We start from the raw sequence: 19,735 nt of genomic DNA on the forward strand, positions 1-19,735 counted from the left end.
GCCTATCCGGGAGGCCACTGGAGGCCGCGGCCGCCGAGGACGTGGGCATGGGCGTGGAAGACGGTCTGGCCCGCGCCGCTGCCGGTGTTGAACACGATCCGGTAGCTGCCGAGCGCCTCCTCCTTGGCGACCTCGCCGGCCTCGCGCAGCACGTCGGCGGCGATCTCCGGTTCGGCGGCGGCCAGCGAGGCGGCGTCGGGGTGGTGGACGCGCGGGATGACCAGGACGTGGGTCGGCGCCTGCGGGTTGATGTCCCGGAACGCGACGGTGGTCTTGGTCTCCCGGACGATGGTCGCGGGCACGTCCCCGGCGACGATCTTGCAGAACAGGCAGTCAGCCTGGGGTTCTCCGGCCACGTTCGGCTCCTTCGCACGGTCGTCTCGGTACTGCGGCATCGTATCGATCGCCCGGACGGGGGCTCAGACCCAGGCCCTCAGGCTGACGGTGGTCTCCTCGGCGACCCGGGACAGCTTCTCGGGGTTGCGCACGGCGTAGATCCCGCTGATGAGCCCGTCGTCGAAGCGGACGGCGAGCACGCTGTCGACCTCGCCGGGGATCCGGACGAACAGCGCCGGACACCCGTTGACGTACGTGGGGCGCAGCTCGGCGCGGCCGGAGACATGGGCGAGCACCTGGACGACGCGCTCGGCGCCGACGATGGGCCGCAGGGCCGCCTCGACGACACCGCCGCCATCGGTGAGCAGCACGACGTCCGGCGCGATCATGTCCAACAGCCCCTGGAGATCCCCGGTCTCGACCGCCCGCCGGAACGCGTCCAGGGCCCCCTTGCGCTCGGCCGGCGTCACGGCACCGCGCGGACGGCGGGCCGCGACGTGGTTCCGCGCGCGGTGGGCGATCTGCCGTACGGCGGCCGGGGTCTTGTCGACGGCGGCCGCGATCTCGTCGTACTCCATGGCGAACACCTCGCGCAGCACGAACACGGCCCGCTCGGTCGGCCCCAGCGTCTCCAGGACGAGCAGCATCGCCATGGAGACGCTGTCCGCGAGCTCGACGTCCTCGGCCACGTCGGGCGCGGTGAGCAGCGGCTCGGGCAGCCACGGCCCGACGTACGACTCCTTGCGGCGGCGCAGCGTCCGCAGCCGGGTCAGCGCCTGCCGCGTCGTGATCCGCACCAGGAACGCCCGCGGCTCCCGCACCCCGTCGAACTCCACCCCGGTCCACCGCAGCCAGACCTCCTGCAACACGTCCTCGGCATCGGCGGCGGACCCGAGCATCTCGTAGGCGACGGTGAACAACAGCTTGCGGTGAGTGACGAACGCTTCGGTGGCAGAGTCCATACGCACAGGACGCCACAGGACGCGGCTTTGTGACACCGCGCCCGGAGATGCGGAGCATCTCAGGGGCGCGGGGAACTGCGCGCCCAGCCACGACGAAACCTGCACCCCGCAATCCACCGACTTGGGCAGACGCTCTACGGCAATGAAGGCGCAGCCTTCGCCGGATTCTCGCTCAGCGCGGCCAGCGCGATCCGCACAGCCTCATCCAGCTGAGGATCCCGCCCCGCCACGACATCCTGCGGCGCGGCCACGACCTCGACATCCGGGTCCACCCCGTGATTCTCGAGCCCCCACCCGTACCCCTCCATCCACGTCGCATACTTCGGCTGAGTCACCAGCGTCCCGTCCACCAGCCGGTACCGGCTGTCGATCCCGATGACCCCGCCCCACGTCCGCACCCCCACAACGGGCCCGATCCCGAGCGCCTTGATCGCCGCGTTGACGATGTCGCCGTCGGACCCGGAAAACTCGTTGGCGACGGCGACGACGGGACCGCGGGGCGCGTCCATCGGGTACGAGAAGGGGCGGCTGCCGCGCGGCAGGTCCCAGCCGACGACGCGCCGCGCCAGCTTCTCCACGACGAGCTGCGACGTGTGCCCGCCCCGGTTCTCGCGGATGTCGACGACGAGGCCGTCGCGGGCGACCTCGACGCTCAGATCGCGGTGGATCTGCGCCCAGCCCGGCGCCATCATGTCCGGCACGTGCAGATAGCCGAGCCGCCCGCCGGACCGCTCGTGGACGTACGCCCGCCGGTCGGCGACCCACGCGTGGTAGCGCAGCGGCTCCTCGTCGTCGACGGGCACCACGACGACATGCCGTGGGTCGCCGCCGCCGGCCGGTGACACGGTCAGCTCGACGGGCTTGTCCGCGGTGCCGACGAGCAGCGGAGCGGGCCCTGTCACCGGGTCGACGGGCCGCCCGCCCACGGCGAGGACCGTGTCCCCGGCGCGCACGGCGACCCCGGGCGCGGCGAGCGGGGAGCGGGCGCGCGGGTCGGACGTCTCGGAGGGCAGCACCCGGTCGATGCGCCAACTGCCGTCGTCCTGGCGGGAGATGTCGGCGCCGAGCAGCCCCTGGCGGCGTGCGGCGGAGCCTCCGGAGCCGCGCGGGACGACGTACGCGTGCGAGGTGCCCAGTTCGCCCTGCACCTCCCACAGCAGGTCGACGAGGTCGTCGTGGGTGGCGACCCGGTCGAGGACGGGGCGGTACCGCTCCAGGACGCCGTCCCAGTCGACGCCGTTCATGTCGGCGCGCCAGAAGTTGTCGCGCATCAGGCGGCCGGTCTCCTCGTACATCTGCCGCCACTCGGCGGCCGGGTCGACGTGCTGGCTGATCCGGCCGAGGTCGACGGTGATGTTGGTGTCGGAGTCGTCGTCGTGCGCGGGGCGCCGGTCGCTGGGCACGACCTTGAGGACCTCGCCCGTCCACAGCAGGACGCGCTTGCCGTCTCCGGTGACCTCGTAGTGGTCGGCGTCGGAGCCGATCTCCTCGATGCGCCGCTGCGCCAGGTCGTAGCGCTCGAGGCGGGTCTTCGGCGCGGGGTCGTCGAGCCCGGCGCGGGAGTCGCCGAGCACGCCGCGCACGGGGTGGCGCAGCCACAGCACGCCGTCCTTGGCGGTGCGCAGCGTCGAGTAGCGGGCGGCCTCGACGGGGAACGGCACGATGCGGTCGCCGAGCCCTTCGAGGTCGACGCGGGTGACGGGCGTGCCCTCGCTGTCGGGCGTCTCGTCCTTGTCGGGCGCGTCGAAGGGGCGCCCGTGCCGCTGCGGTCCGAACGGTGACGGGGTCGTCGCGGCGAGCGTGATCAGGTGCGGCCGCGAGCCGCTGACGAACGCGAGGTCGAAGGCGTGCTCGTCGTAGACGGGGTCGAAGGAGCGCGCCGACAGGAACGCCAGGTGCTTGCCGTCGAGGGTGAACGCGGGCGCGTAGTCCCGGAACCGCAGCGGGGTCGCCTCGGTGACGGCGAGGTCGGCGGCGTTGGCGAGCTTGAGCTGTCGCAGCCCGTGCGGACCGGCATGCGACCAGGCCAGCCACCCGGAGTCCGGCGAGAACACGAGCCCCGTGGCATGCCCGTCCTCGCTGCGGTCCACTTCCCTCACGTCACCGCTGTCGCGCTCGACCAGCAGGATCCGCCCGTCGTGCGCGGCCACGGCGACCCGGCCGCCGTCCGGGGCGACGGCGAGCCCGAGGACCCGGCCGAACCGTCCGGCGCCGAGCCGGCGCGGGGTGGCACCGGCGGCGGCGCCGGTGGCGGGCGCGAACTCCAGGGCGTCGTCGCCCTCGGCGTCGGTCACCCACACCACGTGCTCCTCGCCGGCGCCCCCATCAGCACGGAAGGTGTGCGGGAGTCTGGCCCGTACGCCCGGTTCGGCGGCGAGGGCGCGGGCGGGCCCGGAGCGGTGGGTCACCCAGTGCACGGCGCCGCGCACGGCGACGGCGCTGCCGCGTCCGGTGTGGTCGGGCGACGCGGCCCCGAACCAGCGGGCGGCGTCGACGGGACGCGGCTGGAGATCGGCCCGCTGCCCGCCGAGCCGCACGCCGACCCGCCGAGCCTCGACACCCTCCTCCAGCCCCTCGACCACCCACAGCTCACCGGCACTTGAGTACACGACGCGGCTGCCGTCGGTGGTGGCCTGACGTGCGTAGAACCCGTCCACCGGGGTGTGGCGGCGCAGTTCGGACCCGTCGGGCAGCGACGAGTAGAGCGCCCCCACGCCTTCGTGATCGGAGAGGAAGGCTATGCGCTCCCCCACCCACATCGGGTACTCGATGTTCCCGTCGAGGTCCGCGTGCAGCCGTACGAAGTCGCCGTCGCCGCTCGCGTCGATCCACAGCTTGCCCGCGGTGCCGCCCCGGTACCGCTTCCACGAGGCGGCCTCACGCCCCATCGGCGCGGACAGCAGCAGCACTTGGGAGTCGGGGCCGAACACCACGCCGCCCACCGGCCCGTACGGCAGCGTCTCGGCGGGCCCGCCGTCGAGCGGCACGGCCCGCGCCCAGCTGCGCCGCGACGACGCCTGCCCGTAGGCGCTGACGGCGATGACCCGGCCGTCGGGGGTCCAGCCGCGCACGGCGGTCGTCCAACTCCCCCAATAGGTGAGGCGGTTGGCGGAGCCGCCGTCGAGCGGGGCGACATGCACCTCGGGGGCGCCGTCACGCCGTGACGTCCAGGCGACGGTGGCGCCGTCGGGAGAGATACGGGGATGACTCACGGGCACGTTGTCGGCGCTGACCCGCCAGGCGCGGCCGCCGTCGAGGGGCGCCGCCCACACGTCGTCCTCGGCGGTGAAGACCACCGACTCGCCGTGCAGGTGCGGAAACCGGAGATAGGCAGAATTCGTCACCCCGCCCACCCTAGAACTCACCAGAACTCACTTGCCCTGGAAACAGGAGCACGTCGGGTCGGGCGGGTACACGGTGACGGTCCTGGTGACGGTGCGCGTGGTGCCGGGCTGGGGCTCGTGGTACGTGGGTTTGTCGTGGTGCGAGGGGGGCGGGTTCTGCGGCGCGTGCGAAGTCCGGTCCGATTCGGCGCAGTTGCCGAGGACATCGAGGTGGAACCAGACCTTGCCGTCGACCCGCGCGATGAAGTCGCCGCGCACACAGTGCCCGGAGACGACACCGTGCGCCCACCCCTTGACGGTGATCCTCTCGCCCTTGCCCGTCTTGCCCTGGCAGTCCACCTCGACCTCACTGGGCGTCGAACTGCTGGGCGTGGAGCGGCCGTTGTACGACCCGGTGCAGCTGAGCCAGGCCACGGGGGCCTTCTGCCGCTCCAGTTCCTGCGTGGCTTCCTGGTCGGTGGTGGCGGCCACCGTGGACGGGTTCAGGTCGCCGCCGACCGGCTCACAGGCGACCCCGCCGGCGACGGCGGCACCGATCAGCACACCGGTCGCGAGCCAGCGCCTATGCCGTAAACGGGATCCAATACGCCTCAATGCCCCCATGAACGGCAGCATGCCAGCCCCGCCACCGCGGCGGTAGAGCACATGCGGCCACAGCGGGCGCCTAGAGTGCCGCCATGGGAAGCAGGCGCAGGGTCCGCCGACTCGTCGCGGACGGCACGGAGTACATGTGGTGCTTCAGCCACCGCCACGACCGCGTGCGCGGCTACCCGGGGTGCGCCAACACCCTGACGCTGTGGCGGGCGGGGTCACGGGCCCGGCTGCGCCTGGTCTTCCGGCCCGGACCGGGCCGGATCATCTCCGACGGGTACTTCGCGGAGGGCGACGTGGTGCGGATGCCGGGCCAGGTCTGCCTCAACCTCCACGAGCCGGGCACCGTACGGCAGTTGCTCGACGAGGCGCTGACCCGCGGCCTGTACCCCGAGGCGCCGCGGACGGTGGAGGTGGACGCCTGGCCACTGTTCGACGCGGTGACGGACCGCGCCGGGTCCACGTCCGGCTAGCCGCGCAGCAGCAGCCACTCCTGAAGCTCGACGAGATTGCCCTCGGGGTCCTTGAGGTGGGCGACGCGCATCCGCTCCGTGAACGGCGCGGGTCCGTGCACGAGAACGCCGCCGCGCTCGACGACCTGAGCACAGTAGGCGTCCAGGTCATCGACGCGCAGCACCACGAGCGAACGGTGCCCGGTGGCCAACTCCCCGACTTCGCCCAGCACTTGGGCCATCATGGCCCGGTCCTGCAGCGCGATCCCCGCGGATCCGCCGGGCGGCGAGAACTTCTCGTACGGTCCACTCTCCGCTCCGGACTGCGGCTTGAGCCCGAGCACATCGGCGTAGAACCGATAGCAGGCCCCGAAGTCACTGACGAGCAGCCTCACCTGGGCGAGTTCCATGGGTTCAGTTTACGGGTCCGAGCCCCGCGGGGGCGCGGGGAACGGAGCGACCAGCACCCACACAACACCACCCGGTACGGCGAGTAGTCACCCGACCACTCAGCCCCACCGTCCGGTCCGCCCCAGCAACAACGCCACCGCCGCCGTCCCCGCCGTGGACGTCCGCAGAACACTCCGCCCCAACCGAAACGCCCGCGCCCCAGCCGCCTCGAACACCGCGAGCTCCTCCGGCGAAACCCCGCCCTCGGGCCCGACGACGAGCACGATCTCCCCGCTCGCAGGAAGCTCGGCCGACGCGAGCGCCTCGCTGGGAAACTCCCGGTCCTCATGCAGCACGGCCGCGAGATCAGCCCCCGCGAGCAGCGCGGCGACCTCCTTCGTGGACGCCGCGTCCGCCACCGCGGGAAACCGCACGCGCCGCGACTGCTTCCCCGCCTCCCGCGCGGTCGCCCGCCACTTCCCGAGCGCTTTGAGCCCCCGCTCGCCCCGCCACTGCGTGATGCACCGGGACGCGGCCCACGGCACGATCGCGTCGACCCCGGTCTCGGTCATCGTCTCGACGGCGAGCTCGCCCCGGTCCCCCTTGGGCAGCGCCTGTACGACGGTGATCCGCGGCCGCGCCTCGTCCTCGACCCGCACCGGGCCGGCGTCGAGGAGCAGCCGGTCCTTGCCCTCGCTGCCGGTGACGACCGCGTCGCACCAGGACCCGAGCCCGTCCGTGAGGACCACGGCCTCGCCCGCCCGCAGCCGCTTCACGGAGACGGCGTGCCGCCCCTCGGGCCCGTCGAGCACATACGCACCGTCGCCGGGAACCGCGCCCTCGACCACGAACACCGGCGCCGTCATGCCGCACCCCGCTGCCCCAACGCGGCCTTGGCGGCGTCGAGTTCGGCCGCGAGGACCTCCACGAGCTGCCCGGCGGGCAGCTCGCGGGCGAACCGGTGCCCCTGCCCCGCCCACAGCGCCATGCCCTGCGGGTCACCGGCCTTGGCGGCGGCCTTGCGCAGCGGTGACGTCATGTGGTGGACCTGGGGGTAGGCGGCGGGCGCGTACGGGCCGTGCTCGCGCAGGAACCGGTTGACGAGCCCGCGCGCCGGCCGCCCGGAGAACGCCCGGGTCAGCTCGGTCCTGGTGAACAGCGGATCGGTCATGGCCTGTTTGTGCAGCGTGGGCGCCCCGGACTCGGGGGTGACGAGGAACGCGGTGCCCAGCTGCGCGAGTTCGGCGCCGGCGGCGAGCACCGCGGCGATCTGCGAGCCGCGCATGATGCCGCCCGCGGCGATGATCGGCAGCTGCACGGCCTCCCGCACCTGGGCGACCAGCGAAAGGAGTCCGACCCCGCTGCAGTCGGCCTCGGGGTTGTCGCGGTGCGTGCCCTGGTGGCCGCCGGCCTCGATGCCCTGGACGCACACGGCGTCGGCGCCGGCCTGCTGCGCGGCCCGCGCCTCGTCGACCGTCGTGACGGTGACGGCGCTGCGGGTGCCGACGCGCTGGAGGGCCTGCACGACCTCGCGCGTGGGGCAGCCGAACGTGAACGTGACCAGCGGTACCGGGTCGTCGAGGAGGATCGCCAGCTTGGCGTCGTAGCCGTCGTCGCGCCCGCTGTCGGGGTCGCCGAGCGCGGTCTGGTACCAGGTGGCCTCGCCGGCGAGCTGATGGCGGTAGACGTCGACGGCGGCCGGGTCGGCGTACTCGGGCTGCGGCATGAAGAGGTTGACGCCGAAGGGCCGGTTCGTCAGCCCCCGCACCTGCTTGATCTCCTGGTACATGCCGTCGGCCGTCTTGTACCCGGCGGCGAGGAACCCGAGCCCGCCCGCCTCGCAGACGGCGGCCACGAGCGCGGGACAGGAGGCGCCGCCCGCCATGGGGGCCTGCACGATCGGATAGTGGCAGAGATCGGTCAGTGCGGAGGACATGCCCGCATCGTGCCACGTCCCGTACGGACAACCGAATCGACCCATTCCGGCTGCACAGGCGCCCCAAAGGGGCGCGGGGAACGGCGCGCGCAACCACGACGGCGCAGCACCCGGCAACGCACGGCACCCCCACCCCATCAGCCGCAAAAAAACGGGGCCCGGGGAAAAACCCCAGGCCCCGCAAGACACAAGCTCAACGCCCGTTGAACGCATCCTTCAACCGCGAGAACAACCCCTGCTGCCCCGGCTGGAACTGCCCCGTGGGCCGCTCCTCGCCCCGCAACTTCGCCAGCTCCCGCAGCAACCGCTCCTGCTCGGGATCGAGCTTCTGCGGCGTCGTGACCTCGACGTGCACGATGAGGTCGCCACGGCCGCCGCCCCGCAGATGCGTGACACCGCGCCCGTGCAGCGGCACCGACTGGCCGGACTGCGTGCCCGGCCGGATGTCGATCTCCTCGAGCCCGTCGAGCGTCTCCAGCGGCACCTTCGTACCGAGGGCCGCCGCGGTCATCGGGATCGTCACCGTGCAGTGCAGATCGTCGCCGCGCCGCTGGAACGTGGGGTGGGGCAGCTCGTGGATCTCGACGTAGAGGTCACCGGCGGGCCCGCCACCGGGACCGACCTCGCCCTCACCGGCGAGCTGGATCCGCGTCCCGTTGTCCACACCGGCCGGGATCTTCACCGTCAGCGTCCGCCGCGACCGGATGCGGCCGTCACCGGCGCACTCGGGGCAGGGCGTCGGAACCACGGTCCCGAATCCCTGGCACTGCGGACACGGCCGCGAGGTCATGACCTGGCCGAGGAAGGACCGCGTGACCTGCGAGACCTCGCCGCGCCCGCGACACATGTCACAGGTCTGGGCGGAGGTCCCGGGCGCCGCGCCCTCACCGCTGCAGGTCGTGCACACCACAGCGGTGTCGACCTGGATGTCCTTGGTGGTCCCGAAGGCGGCCTCGTCCAGCTCGACCTCGAGCCGGATCATGGCGTCCTGGCCACGGCGCGTACGGGACCGGGGCCCACGCTGCGACGCCGTACCGAAGAACGCGTCCATGATGTCCGAGAAGTTCCCGAACCCACCGGCGCCGAAGCCTCCGGCCCCGCCTCCGCCGGATTGCGACAGGGGGTCGCCCCCGAGGTCGTAGACCTGCTTCTTCTGCGGGTCGGAGAGCACCTCGTAGGCGGCGTTGATCTCCTTGAACCGCTCCTGGGTCTTCGGATCCGGATTCACGTCCGGGTGCAGCTCGCGCGCGAGCCTCCGAAAAGCCTTCTTGATCTCGTCCTGGGAAGCGTCGCGGCGCACGCCGAGTACGGCGTAGTAGTCCGTGGCCACTTACGACTCCGCCAGGATCTGTCCGACGTAACGTGCCACTGCGCGTACTGCTCCCATCGTTCCCGGGTAATCCATGCGTGTCGGTCCGACGACACCGAGCTTGGCGACTGCCTCGCCGCCCGAACCGTAGCCGACCGACACGACGGACGTGGAGTTGAGTCCCTCGTGTGCGTTCTCGTGACCGATCCGTACGGCCATGCCCGAATCCCCCACCTCACCAAGCAACTTGAGGAGCACGACCTGCTCCTCAAGGGCCTCGAGGACGGGCCGGATGGTGAGGGGAAAGTCATGTCCGAAGCGGGTGAGATTGGCGGTGCCGCCGATCATCAGCCGCTCCTCGGACTCCTCGACGAGCGTCTCCAGAAGAGTGGAGAGCACCGTCGAGACCGTGCCGCGGTCCTCCGCCTCGAAGGCCTCCGGCAGATCCTGCACCAGCTGCGGTACGTCGGCGAAGCGGCGGCCCGCGACCCGGCTGTTGAGCCGGGCGCGCAGATCCGCCAGAGGCGATTCGCCGAACGGCGCCGGGCAGTCGACCATCCGCTGTTCGACGCGCCCAGTGTCCGTGATCAGCACGAGCATCACACGGGCGGGCGCCAGCGAGAGCAGCTCGACATGGCGCACGGTGGACCTGGTCAGGGACGGGTACTGGACGATCGCGACCTGCCGGGTGAGCTGCGCGAGCAGCCGCACGGTCCGCCCGACGACGTCGTCGAGGTCGACGGCGCCCTCCAGGAAGTTCTGGACGGCGCGCCGCTCGGGAGCGGTCATCGGCTTCACGTTCGTGAGCTTGTCGACGAAGAGGCGGTACCCCTTGTCGGTCGGGATGCGCCCGGCACTGGTGTGCGGCTGGGCGATGTATCCCTCGTCCTCCAGGGCGGCCATGTCGTTGCGCACCGTCGCCGGCGAGACGCCGAGGCGGTGCCGCTCCGTGAGCGCCTTGGAGCCCACGGGCTCCTCGGTCCCGACATAGTCCTGGACGATGGCGCGCAGCACTTCGAGCCTGCGTTCACTGAGCATCGGCGCACACCTCCAGCGGCTTCCCGTCGTGATCTTCTCGAACGTCCTATTTGGCACTCGCTACGGGTGAGTGCCAGTCGTCCCCGCCTCAGTGTACGGCCGTGAGGTACGGCCCCGGCAAGGCCGCTAGCGTCGTACGCATGGAACGTGACGTACGTATCGACTGGGCAGCGGCGGGCTGGGAGGAGCTGGCCCCGCGCGTGGGGCGGGTCCGGCTGCCCGGCTGGGACTGCACGACCGGCCTCGTCGTGGGGGACGGCGCCGCCCTGCTGATCGACACCGGATCCTCACTGCGTGAAGGCTCCCAGCTGCGCGCGGACGCCCAGCGCCTCCTGACCGAACACGGGAGAGTGACGCACATCGCGCTCACGCACCCGCACTTCGACCATGTCTTCGGCACGGCCGCGTTCGCGGGTGTCGAGGTGTACGGGGCCGTGGGCATCGACACCGTCTTCGCGCACGGAGCGGACGCGGTGCGCGCCAGTGCCGTACGCAACGGCCTCGGCCCGGACGCGGCGGCCGATGCGGCCGACCTGCTCGTCACGCCGCACCACCGGGTGTGCGGGGAGTGGACGCTCGACCTGGGCGGCGGCCTCCAGGTGCTGCTCGCGAACGTCGGCCCGGCGCACAGCGGCCACGACCTCGTCGTCCTCGTGCCCGGCGCGGCCGGCACCCCGGAGATCGTCTTCTGCGGCGACCTGGTCGAGGAGTCCGGCGAGCCGCAGGCGGGCTCGGACGCGGCGCCCCGCCACTGGCCGGCCGCGCTCGACCGGCTCCTCGAACTCGGCGGCGAGGACGCACGCTACGTCCCCGGACACGGATCCGTGGTGAATGCGGGCTTTGTCCGCGAGCAGCGCGCCGCACTGGCGACCCGCTTCGGCGTGTCCTAGGACGGGCGCCCCGGCTTCTCATATCGTCGGCCAAATGCGCCAGTACTCCCACGCCGACCTCACTCCCCCCTGGAAGCGGAACAAGCCGGTGCCCGAGGTACCGGCCGAGCCGGACCTCGTCGTCGAAGAGGTCACCACCGGCTACTGCGGAGCCGTGATCCGCGTGGAGAAGACGGCGCAGGGGCCGACGGTGACGCTGGAGGACCGCTTCGGCAAGCAGCGCGTGTTCCCGATGGAGCCGCGCGGTTTCCTCCTGGAGGGCAAGGTCGTCACGCTGGTGCGCCCGACGGCGGCAGCGCCCGTGCGCCCCACGCGCACCGCCTCCGGTTCGGTGGCGCTGCCGGGCGCCCGCGCCCGGGTGGCCCGGGCCGGACGCATCTACGTCGAGGGCAAGCACGACGCGGAGCTCATCGAGCGGGTCTGGGGCGACGACCTGCGCATCGAGGGCGTGGCGGTCGAGTTCCTCGAGGGCGTCGACGACCTCCCGGCGATCGTCGCCGACTTCGCGCCGGGCCCCGACGCCCGCCTCGGCGTCCTGGTCGACCACCTGGTCCCCGGCACCAAGGAATGGCGGATCGCCCAGTCGGTGACGAGCGAACACGCCCTGGTCGTGGGCCACCCCTACATCGACATCTGGGAGGCGGTGAAGCCGTCGTCGGTGGGCATCGAGGCGTGGCCCCGCGTCCCGCACGGCCAGGACTGGAAGACGGGCGTGTGCCGCGCGCTCGGCTGGCGCGTGGCGAACACGGGCGAGGCCTGGCAGCACATCCTGTCCCGGGTCCGCACGTACAAGGACCTGGAACCCGAACTCCTGGGCCGAGTGGAAGAACTCATCGACTTCGTCACGGCGTGACCCCGCCGCCCGAGCCTTGGGCAATCTGCCGCCTAGGGCGGCACGGTGGGCAAGGCGGCCCCCAGCGCGGGGCGAGCGCTCCCGTCAGGCCCCCGCCCAGCAGCCCGGCCCAGCCCAGCCTCAGTCCACCAGCTCCCGCACGACCCCATCCGCCAACAACCGCCCCCGCAACGTCAGCACAGCCCGCCCCTCCCCGAACGGCCCGGCCTCCAACAGCCCCTCCCCCAACGCCTTCCGCGCGGCCGCGAGCCCCGCCTCCCGCAGCAACGACAACGGACACCCCTCCTTGAGCCGCAGCTCAAGCAGAATCCGCTCGACCCGCCGGTCCTCGTCGGCCAGCACCTCCCGCCCCGCCCCGGGCGACCTCCCCGCACCCAGAGCAGCGGCATACGCCCCGGGATGCTTCACGTTCCACCACCGCACCCCGCCCACATGCGAGTGCGCCCCGGGCCCGGCCCCCCACCAGTCGGCCCCCCGCCAGTACAGCTCGTTGTGCAGACACCGCCCCGCCTCGGACGTGGCCCAGTTCGACACCTCGTACCAGTCGAACCCGGCCCCCGAGAGCACCTCGTCCGCGATCAGATACCGGTCGGCGTGCACGTCGTCGTCGGTCATCGGCACCTCGCCCCGCCGAATCCGCCGGGCGAGCTGCGTGCCCTCCTCCACGATCAGCGCGTACGCCGACACATGGTCGGGCCCCGCCCCGAGCGCCGCGTCGAGGGACGCCCGCCAGTCGTCGTCGGTCTCCCCCGGCGTCCCGTAGATCAGATCCAGGTTCACGTGCTCGAACCCGGCCGCCCGCGCCTCGGCGACGCACGCCTCGGGCCGCCCCGGCGTGTGCGTACGGTCGAGGACCTTCAGGACGTGCTGCCGCGCGCTCTGCATGCCGAACGACACCCGGTTGAAGCCCCCGGCCCGCAGCTCCTCCAGATACGCCGGGTCGACCGACTCCGGGTTCGCCTCGGTCGTCACCTCCGCGTCGTCCGCGAGCCCGAACTCGTCCCGGATCGCCTTCAGCATCCGTACGAGATCGGAGGCGGCGAGCAGCGTCGGCGTACCGCCTCCGACGAACACGGTCCGCACGGGGCGCGGGTCGTCGCCGAGTACCTTGCGGGCGAGCCGCACCTCGTCGACGACCTGGTCCGCGTAGTTGTCCCGGGACGCGAGCACACCGCCGCTGCCGCGCAGCTCGGTCGCCGTGTACGTGTTGAAGTCGCAGTAGCCGCAGCGCGTGGCGCAGTACGGGACGTGCAGGTAGAAGCCGAGCGGACGCGACGCGGCGTCGGCGAGGGCCGAGGGGGGCAGCGAGCCGTCGTCGGGTACGGGCTCACCGTCGGGGAGTGCGGAAGGCATGGACCCATTGTCCCGCCTCCGGGAAATCCGCAGCGCCGCTCACTGCGCCTGGAGCACGAGCAGCGCCAGATCGTCGTCGGGCGGGCTGTCCGCGAAGGCGTGCACGAGGCGCCGGATGCGCTCCGCGACCAGCGGCGCGGTCAGCCCTGCGCACCCGGCGAGGGCGTGCGCGAGCCCGTCGGCGTCGTCGAACTGGAGGTGTCCGCGGCGCCGCTCCGTCACCCCGTCGGTGACGCACAGCAGGGTGTCGCCGGTGAGCATCTCGAACGTCTCGCTCGTGTAGTCCGGGTCGTCGACGACCCCGAGCAGCATCTGCGGCCCGGCCGCGGGGACGACCTCGCCGCCCGGCCGCATCAGCAGCGGCAGCGGGTGCCCGGCGGAGGCGAGCGTGCAGGTCACGCCCGACTCGGTGGGCGTCAGTTCGCCGTAGAGCAGCGAGAGGAAGCGGGCGGACGAGCCCTCGGGCGGCACGCCCTGTCCGCCGGCGGCGGCCGCGAGCGCGCGGGCGGCGGAGTCGGCGGCCTCGGTGGCGTCGTCGAGCAGCAGCCGGTTGAGCCGGTCGAGGACCTGGGCGACGGGGTAGCCCTCGCGGGCGAGCAGCCGCAGCCAGGGCCGGGCGAGACCGATCACCACGGCGGCCTCGGGGCCCTTGCCCTGGACGTCGCCGAGCGCGAAGCACCAGCGGCCGTCGCTCGCGGGGAACACGTCGTAGAAGTCGCCGCCGGGGCCGCCCGCCTCCCTCGGCTCGTACACGAGAGCGCTCTTCATGCCGGGGATCTCGGCGATGGCGGACGGCAGCAGGCCGCGCTGGAGGATGCGGCTGATGGTGGCCTGCCGGGTGAAGCGGCGGGCCGCGCTGACGGCCAGCGCGACGCGGCGGCTGAAGTCCTCGACGAGCCCGGTGACCTCGTCGGGGAAGTGCGGCAGCCCGGCGCGGCCGATGAGCAGGATGCCGAGCGCCCGGCCGCCCGCGGAGAGCCGGTAGGCGAGCGCGGCCCCGGTCTCACCCTGCGTCGCGAAGGGCCAGGGCACGGCGACGGGGGCGGAGTGCGGGCTGTCGGGCAGCCGCGGCGGTTCCTTCTCCAGGAGCCGGCGGAGTTCCTCGATGCGGCCCTCGTGGGAGTGCCAGACGCGGGCGAGGCGGGGCGGCGGCATGGCGCCGGTGCCGCGGGTGTCGGGCTCGACGGGTCCCGGCATGCCGCGGCCCTCCTCGTCGTAGAACCAGACCGCGCACCAGTCCGCGAGCCGCGGGACGAGGAGCTGGCCGACGAGGGCGGCGACCATGTCGACGTCGAGCTGCCCGGCGAGCATGTCGGAGGCCTCGGCGAGGAACGAGAGGGCGCCGCGGTTGACCCAGTCCCGGTCGGGGGCGCGCCGGGGCGGCGGCGCGAGGAACTCCGTGGCGTGCAGGCCGCGCTGGAGGGCACGGGTCGTGGACTGCGGGTCGGCCTCGGCCGCGGGCAGCTCGGTGCCCGCGGCGGGCAGCCGGGCCCAGACGGTCTTGGTGCCGGTCCTGTACGTGATGCCCCACGACTCGGAGAGCGACGCGACGAGGCGCAGGCCGCGCCCGTACTCGGGCATGTCCGGTGCGCGGCCCGGGTGTTCGCCCCGCAGGGCGCGCGCCGGATGGTGGTCGGTGACCTCGATGACGAGGGCGGCGCCGGTCAGGTGGCACAGGACGTCGACGCTGGTGCCGGCGTGCACGACGGCGTTCGTGACGAGTTCGCTGACGATGACCACGGCGTCGTCGGCCAGCCGGTCGACGGCCCCTTCCGCCCCGGGCGGTTCGGCCTCCGCCCAGCCGTCGAGCGTCGCGCGGACGAAACGCCGGGCCGCGGCGGGGGCCAGTTGGTTCCCGGGCAGCGAGGTGCGCGCCTCCACCGGTCCTGCGTGCCCTTCGTGCGAGTGGTCCGGCAGGTCGGCGGCGAAGGCGGCGGTTTCCCGCTGGACAGGAATCGACCCCACTTTTCGGCTCCAGAGCAGTTGTGGCAAAGACGCCTCGGGCGACACGCTCAGAGTGACAGACTGACCGCGCCCATAAGCGCCGAGTTACCGAAGTGGGCCGCTATGAGTGAGAACAGTGCCAAGCCTGCACCGAAGAGGGCGGTTTCGAACGGGACATCGGGTCAGGCGGTGGTCGCACCCCCGGGTGAGGTGATCCGGACCTCCGACCTCCGTGCGCTCCTTGCCGCGATGACGGCCGCCCGCGACGGGAACTTCATCCGGGTCCCGGACAGCGGTGACGGCCTGGTGGGTGAGCTCGGCGCGGTCTTCAACCAGATCATTGACCGCAGCACCCACTACAACGTCGAACTGACGCGGGTGCGCCGGGAGATCGTCCGTCACGGGCGTCTCGACGAACGCCTTGAGGCGAGCCCGGGCCAGGGCGGCTGGGCGACCCGGATCCACGACGTCAACACCATCATCGGCGCGCTGGTCGCCCCGGCGGCCAACGCCACGCGGGTGCTCGACGCGGTGGCGGGCGGCGACCTGACCCAGCGCGTCGATCTGCACGACGGCACACGTCAACTCCGCGGGGATCTACGGAGGTTGGGCGGCGCCGTCAACAAGATGGTGGACCAGCTCTCCCTGTTCACCGGGGAGGTGACCCGCGTCGCGCGCGAGGTCGGCACCGAGGGCCGCCTCGGCGGCCGCGCCAAGGCCCAGGGCCTGTCCGGGAGTTGGCGCGATGTCACGGAGGCCGTCAACACGATGGCCTCGCGCCTGACCGCTCAGGTCCGCGACATCGCACTCGTGACGACGGCGGTGGCGCGGGGTGACCTGACGCGCACGGTGACGATCGAGGCGACGGGCGAGCTGCTCGAACTGAAGCTGACCGTGAACACGATGGTCGACCAGCTCTCCGCCTTCGCCGACGAGGTCACGCGCGTGGCCCGCGAGGTCGGCACGGAGGGCCAGTTGGGCGGGCGCGCCCAGGTCCGCGGCGTCTCCGGCGTCTGGAAGGACCTCACCGACAACGTCAACTTCATGGCGTCGAACCTGACCTCGCAGGTCCGCAACATCGCCCAGGTCACCACCGCCGTGGCCAACGGCGACCTGAGCCAGAAGATCACCGTCGACGCGCAGGGCGAGATCCTCGAACTCAAGTCGACGATCAACACGATGGTCGACCAGCTCTCCGCCTTCGCCGACGAGGTCACCCGCGTCGCCCGCGAGGTCGGCACCGAAGGCCAGTTGGGCGGCCGCGCCCAGGTCCGCGGCGTCTCCGGCGTCTGGAAGGACCTCACCGACAACGTCAACTTCATGGCGGACAACCTGACGTCCCAGGTCCGCAACATCGCGCTCGTGTCGACGGCCGTGGCACAGGGCGACCTCGGCAAGAAGATCACCGTCGAGGCGAAGGGCGAGATCCTCGAACTGAAGTCGACGATCAACACGATGGTCGACCAGCTCTCCGCCTTCGCCGACGAGGTCACCCGCGTCGCCCGCGAGGTCGGCACGGAAGGAAACCTGGGCGGCCAGGCCCAGGTCCGCGGGGTCTCCGGCGTCTGGAAGGACCTCACCGACAACGTCAACTTCATGGCGTCGAACCTGACCTCGCAGGTCCGCAACATCGCCCAGGTCACCACCGCCGTGGCCCAGGGCGACCTGTCGAAGAAGATCTCGGTCGACGCGCGCGGTGAGATCCTCGAACTGAAGGACACCGTCAACACGATGGTGGAGCAGCTACGGGGATTCGCCGACGAGGTGACCCGCGTGGCCCGCGAGGTGGGCACCGACGGCCGCCTCGGCGGGCGTGCAACCGTGCACGGCGTGTCAGGCGTCTGGAAGGACCTGACCGACAACGTCAACTACATGGCGGACAACCTGACTTCCCAAGTGCGCAACATCGCGCAGGTCGCCACCGCGGTGGCGCAGGGCGACCTGTCCAAGAAGATCGACGTCGACGCGCGCGGCGAGATCCTCGAACTCAAGACGACCATCAACACGATGGTCGACACGCTCTCCTCCTTCTCCTCCGAGGTCACCCGCGTGGCCCGCGAGGTCGGCTCCGAGGGACAGCTCGGCGGCCAGGCGCGGGTCGAGGGCGTGTACGGCACCTGGAAGCGCCTGACGACGAACGTGAACGAGCTGGCCTCGAACCTGACCACACAGGTGCGCGCCATCGCCGAGGTCGCCTCCGCGGTGACCTCAGGCGACATGTCCCGCTCCATCACCGTGGAGACCCAGGGCGAGGTCGCCGAGCTCAAGGACAACATCAACCTGATGGTGGCCAACCTCCGCGAGACGACCCGCGCGAAGGACTGGCTGGAGTCGAACCTGGCCCGCCTCGCGGCACTGATGCAGGGCCACCGCGACCTGATGGAGGTCGCGGACCTGATCCTGCGCGAGCTGACGCCGCTGGTGAACGCGCAGTACGGCGCCTTCTTCCTCGCCGAGCCCGACGAGGACGACACCCCGATCCGCTCGGCCATCCCCACCAAGGGGCTCGCCTACATCGCGGGGTACGGCTCGGCGGCGGCCCTCGTCGTCGACACGGGCGGCATGCCGGTGCACGGGCTCGTACGGCAGGCGGCGCTGGAGAAGAAGCGCATCCTCGTCGAGGAGGCGCCGCCGGACTACATCAAGATCAACAGCGGGCTCGGGGAAGCGGCACCGGCGTCCGTGGTCATCATCCCGATCCTCTTCGAGGACAAGCTCCTCGGCGTCATCGAGCTGGCCTCGTTCTCCCGCTTCTCCGACGTCCACCTGGCGTTCTTCGACCAGTTCGTGAACACGATCGGCGTCGCGATCAACACCATCATCGCCAACTCCCGCACCGAGTCCCTGCTCGGCGAATCCCAGCGCCTGGCCACGCAGTTGCAGGAACGATCGGACGAACTCCAGCGCCAGCAGGCGGAGTTGCAGCGCTCGAACGCCGAACTGGAGGAGAAGGCCGCCCTGTTGGCGACCAGCTCCCAGTACAAGTCGGAGTTCCTGGCGAACATGTCGCACGAACTCCGCACCCCCCTCAACTCCCTCCTCATCCTGGCCCGCCTGCTCTCCGACAACCCGGACGGGCATCTGAACGACCAGGAGGTCCAGTTCGCGACGACGATCCACCGCTCGGGCTCCGACCTGCTCCAACTCATCAACGACATCCTCGACCTGTCGAAGATCGAGGCCGGGCGCATGGACGTACGACCCAAGAAGCTGCCCCTCATCAAGCTCCTCGACTACGTCCACGCCACGTTCCGGCCGATCACCCTCGACCGGGGTCTCGCCTTCGAGGTGTCGGTCGGCGAGGACGTGCCGCGCGAGGTGTTCTCCGACGAGCAGCGCCTCCAGCAGATCCTGCGCAACCTCCTGTCGAACGCGATCAAGTTCACCGCGAACGGCAAGGTCGAGCTGCGGGTCAAGCGGATCAAGGACCCGGAGCACACGCTCGTGCGCGAGGCCGACGACCTGCTGGCCTTCGCCGTCTCGGACACCGGCATCGGCATCGCCCGCGACAAACTCCCCGTCATCTTCGAGGCGTTCCAGCAGGCCGACGGCACCACCAACCGCAAGTACGGCGGCACGGGCCTCGGCCTGTCCATCAGCCGGGAGATCGCGGGGCTGCTCGGCGGCCGCATCATCGCCGAGAGCGAGCCGGGCGAGGGCTCCACGTTCACGCTGTACGTCCCTGTCGTCTATCCGGGCCACGACCCGGCCGCCGACGGGCCGCAGGAACTGCCCGACCCGGACCAGGCGCCGCTCGTGCCCGCCCAGCAGAACCAGAGCGCGGACGCGTACACGATCCACGAGCAGGAGGACAACTGGCCGACGCCGACGAAGCTGGAGCAGTGGCGTCAGGGCCGGGCCGGCCAGATCCTGCCGGGCCGCCGCGTCCTCATCGTCGACGACGACATCCGCAACGTCTTCGCGCTCACCCACGTCCTCGGCCGGGTCGGCATGCCGGTCCTGTACGCGGAGAACGGCCGGGAGGGCATCGAGACGCTCGACCGCAACCCGGACATCGAGCTGGTCCTGATGGACATCATGATGCCGGAGATGGACGGTTACGAGACCATCTCCGTCATCCGCAGGACACCACGCTGGGCCGGGCTGCCCATCGTGGCGCTCACCGCGAAGGCGATGCCCGGCGACCGTGAGAAGTCGATCGCCAAGGGCGCCAACGACTACGTCCCCAAGCCGGTGGACGTGGACCAACTGCTGACTGTCGTCTGCGACCTCCTTGCTCCCGAGGCCACCGACACCTCCGACGGCGAAGCCGCCGACCTGGAGCCACGGGAGGTCGAAGGAGAGCCCGTCGCCCCGCCGACGACCGAGTGAGGCAC

General features: G+C 71.8%; 15 protein-coding genes. 4 read left to right on the forward strand and 11 right to left on the reverse strand.

The window, feature by feature from the left end:
* Positions 1-2 precede the first annotated feature (2 nt).
* The 4 genes from AB0L37_RS18230 to AB0L37_RS18245 form a co-directional block, all read right to left on the reverse strand.
* Complete coding sequence (locus tag AB0L37_RS18230) at positions 3-356, reverse strand: histidine triad nucleotide-binding protein (RefSeq protein WP_365505870.1); 354 nt, start codon at positions 354-356, stop codon at positions 3-5.
* 63 nt (positions 357-419) lie between these two features.
* A complete protein-coding gene (locus tag AB0L37_RS18235) occupies positions 420-1,298 on the reverse strand; it encodes an RNA polymerase sigma-70 factor (RefSeq protein ID WP_365505873.1) in 879 nt (292 codons plus the stop codon).
* A gap of 134 nt (positions 1,299-1,432) precedes the next feature.
* A complete protein-coding gene (locus tag AB0L37_RS18240) occupies positions 1,433-4,642 on the reverse strand; it encodes a PDZ domain-containing protein (protein ID WP_365505876.1) in 3,210 nt (1,069 codons plus the stop codon).
* Positions 4,643-4,669: 27 nt separating this feature from the next.
* Positions 4,670-5,185 carry a hypothetical protein gene (locus tag AB0L37_RS18245; RefSeq protein ID WP_365505879.1) on the reverse strand — a complete coding sequence of 172 codons (516 nt, stop codon included), beginning with the start codon at positions 5,183-5,185 and terminating at the stop codon, positions 4,670-4,672.
* Positions 5,186-5,319: 134 nt separating this feature from the next.
* Between AB0L37_RS18245 and AB0L37_RS18250 the strand changes: the two genes are divergently transcribed.
* Positions 5,320-5,706 carry a hypothetical protein gene (locus AB0L37_RS18250; protein WP_365505882.1) on the forward strand — a complete coding sequence of 129 codons (387 nt, stop codon included), beginning with the start codon at positions 5,320-5,322 and terminating at the stop codon, positions 5,704-5,706.
* Here the strand turns inward: AB0L37_RS18250 and AB0L37_RS18255 are convergent.
* From AB0L37_RS18255 to hrcA, 5 genes are all read right to left on the reverse strand, one after another.
* Positions 5,703-6,095, reverse strand: coding sequence for a VOC family protein (locus AB0L37_RS18255; protein WP_365505884.1), 393 nt, complete (start codon positions 6,093-6,095; stop codon positions 5,703-5,705). The genes AB0L37_RS18250 and AB0L37_RS18255 overlap by 4 nt on opposite strands.
* Before the next feature lie 99 nt (positions 6,096-6,194).
* Positions 6,195-6,941, reverse strand: coding sequence for a 16S rRNA (uracil(1498)-N(3))-methyltransferase (locus tag AB0L37_RS18260; protein WP_365505887.1), 747 nt, complete (start codon positions 6,939-6,941; stop codon positions 6,195-6,197).
* On the reverse strand, positions 6,938-8,011 hold the full coding sequence (locus AB0L37_RS18265) for a nitronate monooxygenase (protein WP_365505890.1): 1,074 nt from the start codon (positions 8,009-8,011) through the stop codon (positions 6,938-6,940). The genes AB0L37_RS18260 and AB0L37_RS18265 overlap by 4 nt, the downstream gene beginning before the upstream one ends.
* Before the next feature lie 193 nt (positions 8,012-8,204).
* Positions 8,205-9,341, reverse strand: a complete 1,137-nt coding sequence (gene dnaJ / locus AB0L37_RS18270) for a molecular chaperone DnaJ (RefSeq protein ID WP_365505893.1) — start codon at positions 9,339-9,341, stop codon at positions 8,205-8,207.
* On the reverse strand, positions 9,342-10,358 hold the full coding sequence (gene hrcA, locus AB0L37_RS18275) for a heat-inducible transcriptional repressor HrcA (RefSeq protein WP_365505896.1): 1,017 nt from the start codon (positions 10,356-10,358) through the stop codon (positions 9,342-9,344).
* A 140-nt stretch (positions 10,359-10,498) separates the two neighbouring features.
* Here hrcA and AB0L37_RS18280 point away from each other — a divergent pair, with 140 nt between their 5' ends.
* Positions 10,499-11,248 carry an MBL fold metallo-hydrolase gene (locus AB0L37_RS18280; protein WP_365505899.1) on the forward strand — a complete coding sequence of 250 codons (750 nt, stop codon included), beginning with the start codon at positions 10,499-10,501 and terminating at the stop codon, positions 11,246-11,248.
* Positions 11,249-11,282: 34 nt separating this feature from the next.
* Positions 11,283-12,101: a DUF3097 domain-containing protein gene (locus AB0L37_RS18285; RefSeq protein ID WP_365505901.1), complete on the forward strand. Its 819-nt coding sequence runs from the start codon at positions 11,283-11,285 to the stop codon at positions 12,099-12,101.
* A 120-nt stretch (positions 12,102-12,221) separates the two neighbouring features.
* Here the strand turns inward: AB0L37_RS18285 and hemW are convergent, their stop codons facing one another.
* Both hemW and AB0L37_RS18295 read right to left on the reverse strand, forming a co-directional pair.
* A complete protein-coding gene (gene hemW, locus AB0L37_RS18290) occupies positions 12,222-13,454 on the reverse strand; it encodes a radical SAM family heme chaperone HemW (protein WP_365505904.1) in 1,233 nt (410 codons plus the stop codon).
* Between the two features lie 39 nt (positions 13,455-13,493).
* Entirely contained in the window at positions 13,494-15,419 is a 1,926-nt protein-coding gene (locus AB0L37_RS18295; RefSeq protein ID WP_365505907.1) for a SpoIIE family protein phosphatase, read from the reverse strand.
* 228 nt (positions 15,420-15,647) lie between these two features.
* Between AB0L37_RS18295 and AB0L37_RS18300 the strand changes: the two genes are divergently transcribed.
* A complete protein-coding gene (locus AB0L37_RS18300) occupies positions 15,648-19,730 on the forward strand; it encodes a HAMP domain-containing protein (protein WP_365506224.1) in 4,083 nt (1,360 codons plus the stop codon).
* The last annotated feature ends 5 nt before the right edge of the window (positions 19,731-19,735 follow it).

The organism is Streptomyces sp. NPDC052225 (assembly GCF_040679615.1).
Classification (GTDB): domain Bacteria; phylum Actinomycetota; class Actinomycetes; order Streptomycetales; family Streptomycetaceae; genus Streptomyces.

Excerpts from the sequence above, each read along its gene's own strand:
- AB0L37_RS18235 (WP_365505873.1), bottom strand. The coding sequence starts at position 1,298 with ATGGACTCTGCCACCGAAGCGTTCGTCACTCACCGCAAGCTGTTGTTC.
- AB0L37_RS18250 (WP_365505882.1), top strand. The coding sequence starts at position 5,320 with ATGGGAAGCAGGCGCAGGGTCCGCCGACTCGTCGCGGACGGCACGGAG.
- AB0L37_RS18255 (WP_365505884.1), bottom strand. The coding sequence starts at position 6,095 with ATGGAACTCGCCCAGGTGAGGCTGCTCGTCAGTGACTTCGGGGCCTGC.
- AB0L37_RS18260 (WP_365505887.1), bottom strand. The coding sequence starts at position 6,941 with ATGACGGCGCCGGTGTTCGTGGTCGAGGGCGCGGTTCCCGGCGACGGT.
- AB0L37_RS18265 (WP_365505890.1), bottom strand. The coding sequence starts at position 8,011 with ATGTCCTCCGCACTGACCGATCTCTGCCACTATCCGATCGTGCAGGCC.
- hrcA (WP_365505896.1), bottom strand. The coding sequence starts at position 10,358 with ATGCTCAGTGAACGCAGGCTCGAAGTGCTGCGCGCCATCGTCCAGGAC.
- AB0L37_RS18280 (WP_365505899.1), top strand. The coding sequence starts at position 10,499 with ATGGAACGTGACGTACGTATCGACTGGGCAGCGGCGGGCTGGGAGGAG.
- AB0L37_RS18285 (WP_365505901.1), top strand. The coding sequence starts at position 11,283 with ATGCGCCAGTACTCCCACGCCGACCTCACTCCCCCCTGGAAGCGGAAC.
- hemW (WP_365505904.1), bottom strand. The coding sequence starts at position 13,454 with ATGCCTTCCGCACTCCCCGACGGTGAGCCCGTACCCGACGACGGCTCG.
- AB0L37_RS18300 (WP_365506224.1), top strand. The coding sequence starts at position 15,648 with ATGACGGCCGCCCGCGACGGGAACTTCATCCGGGTCCCGGACAGCGGT.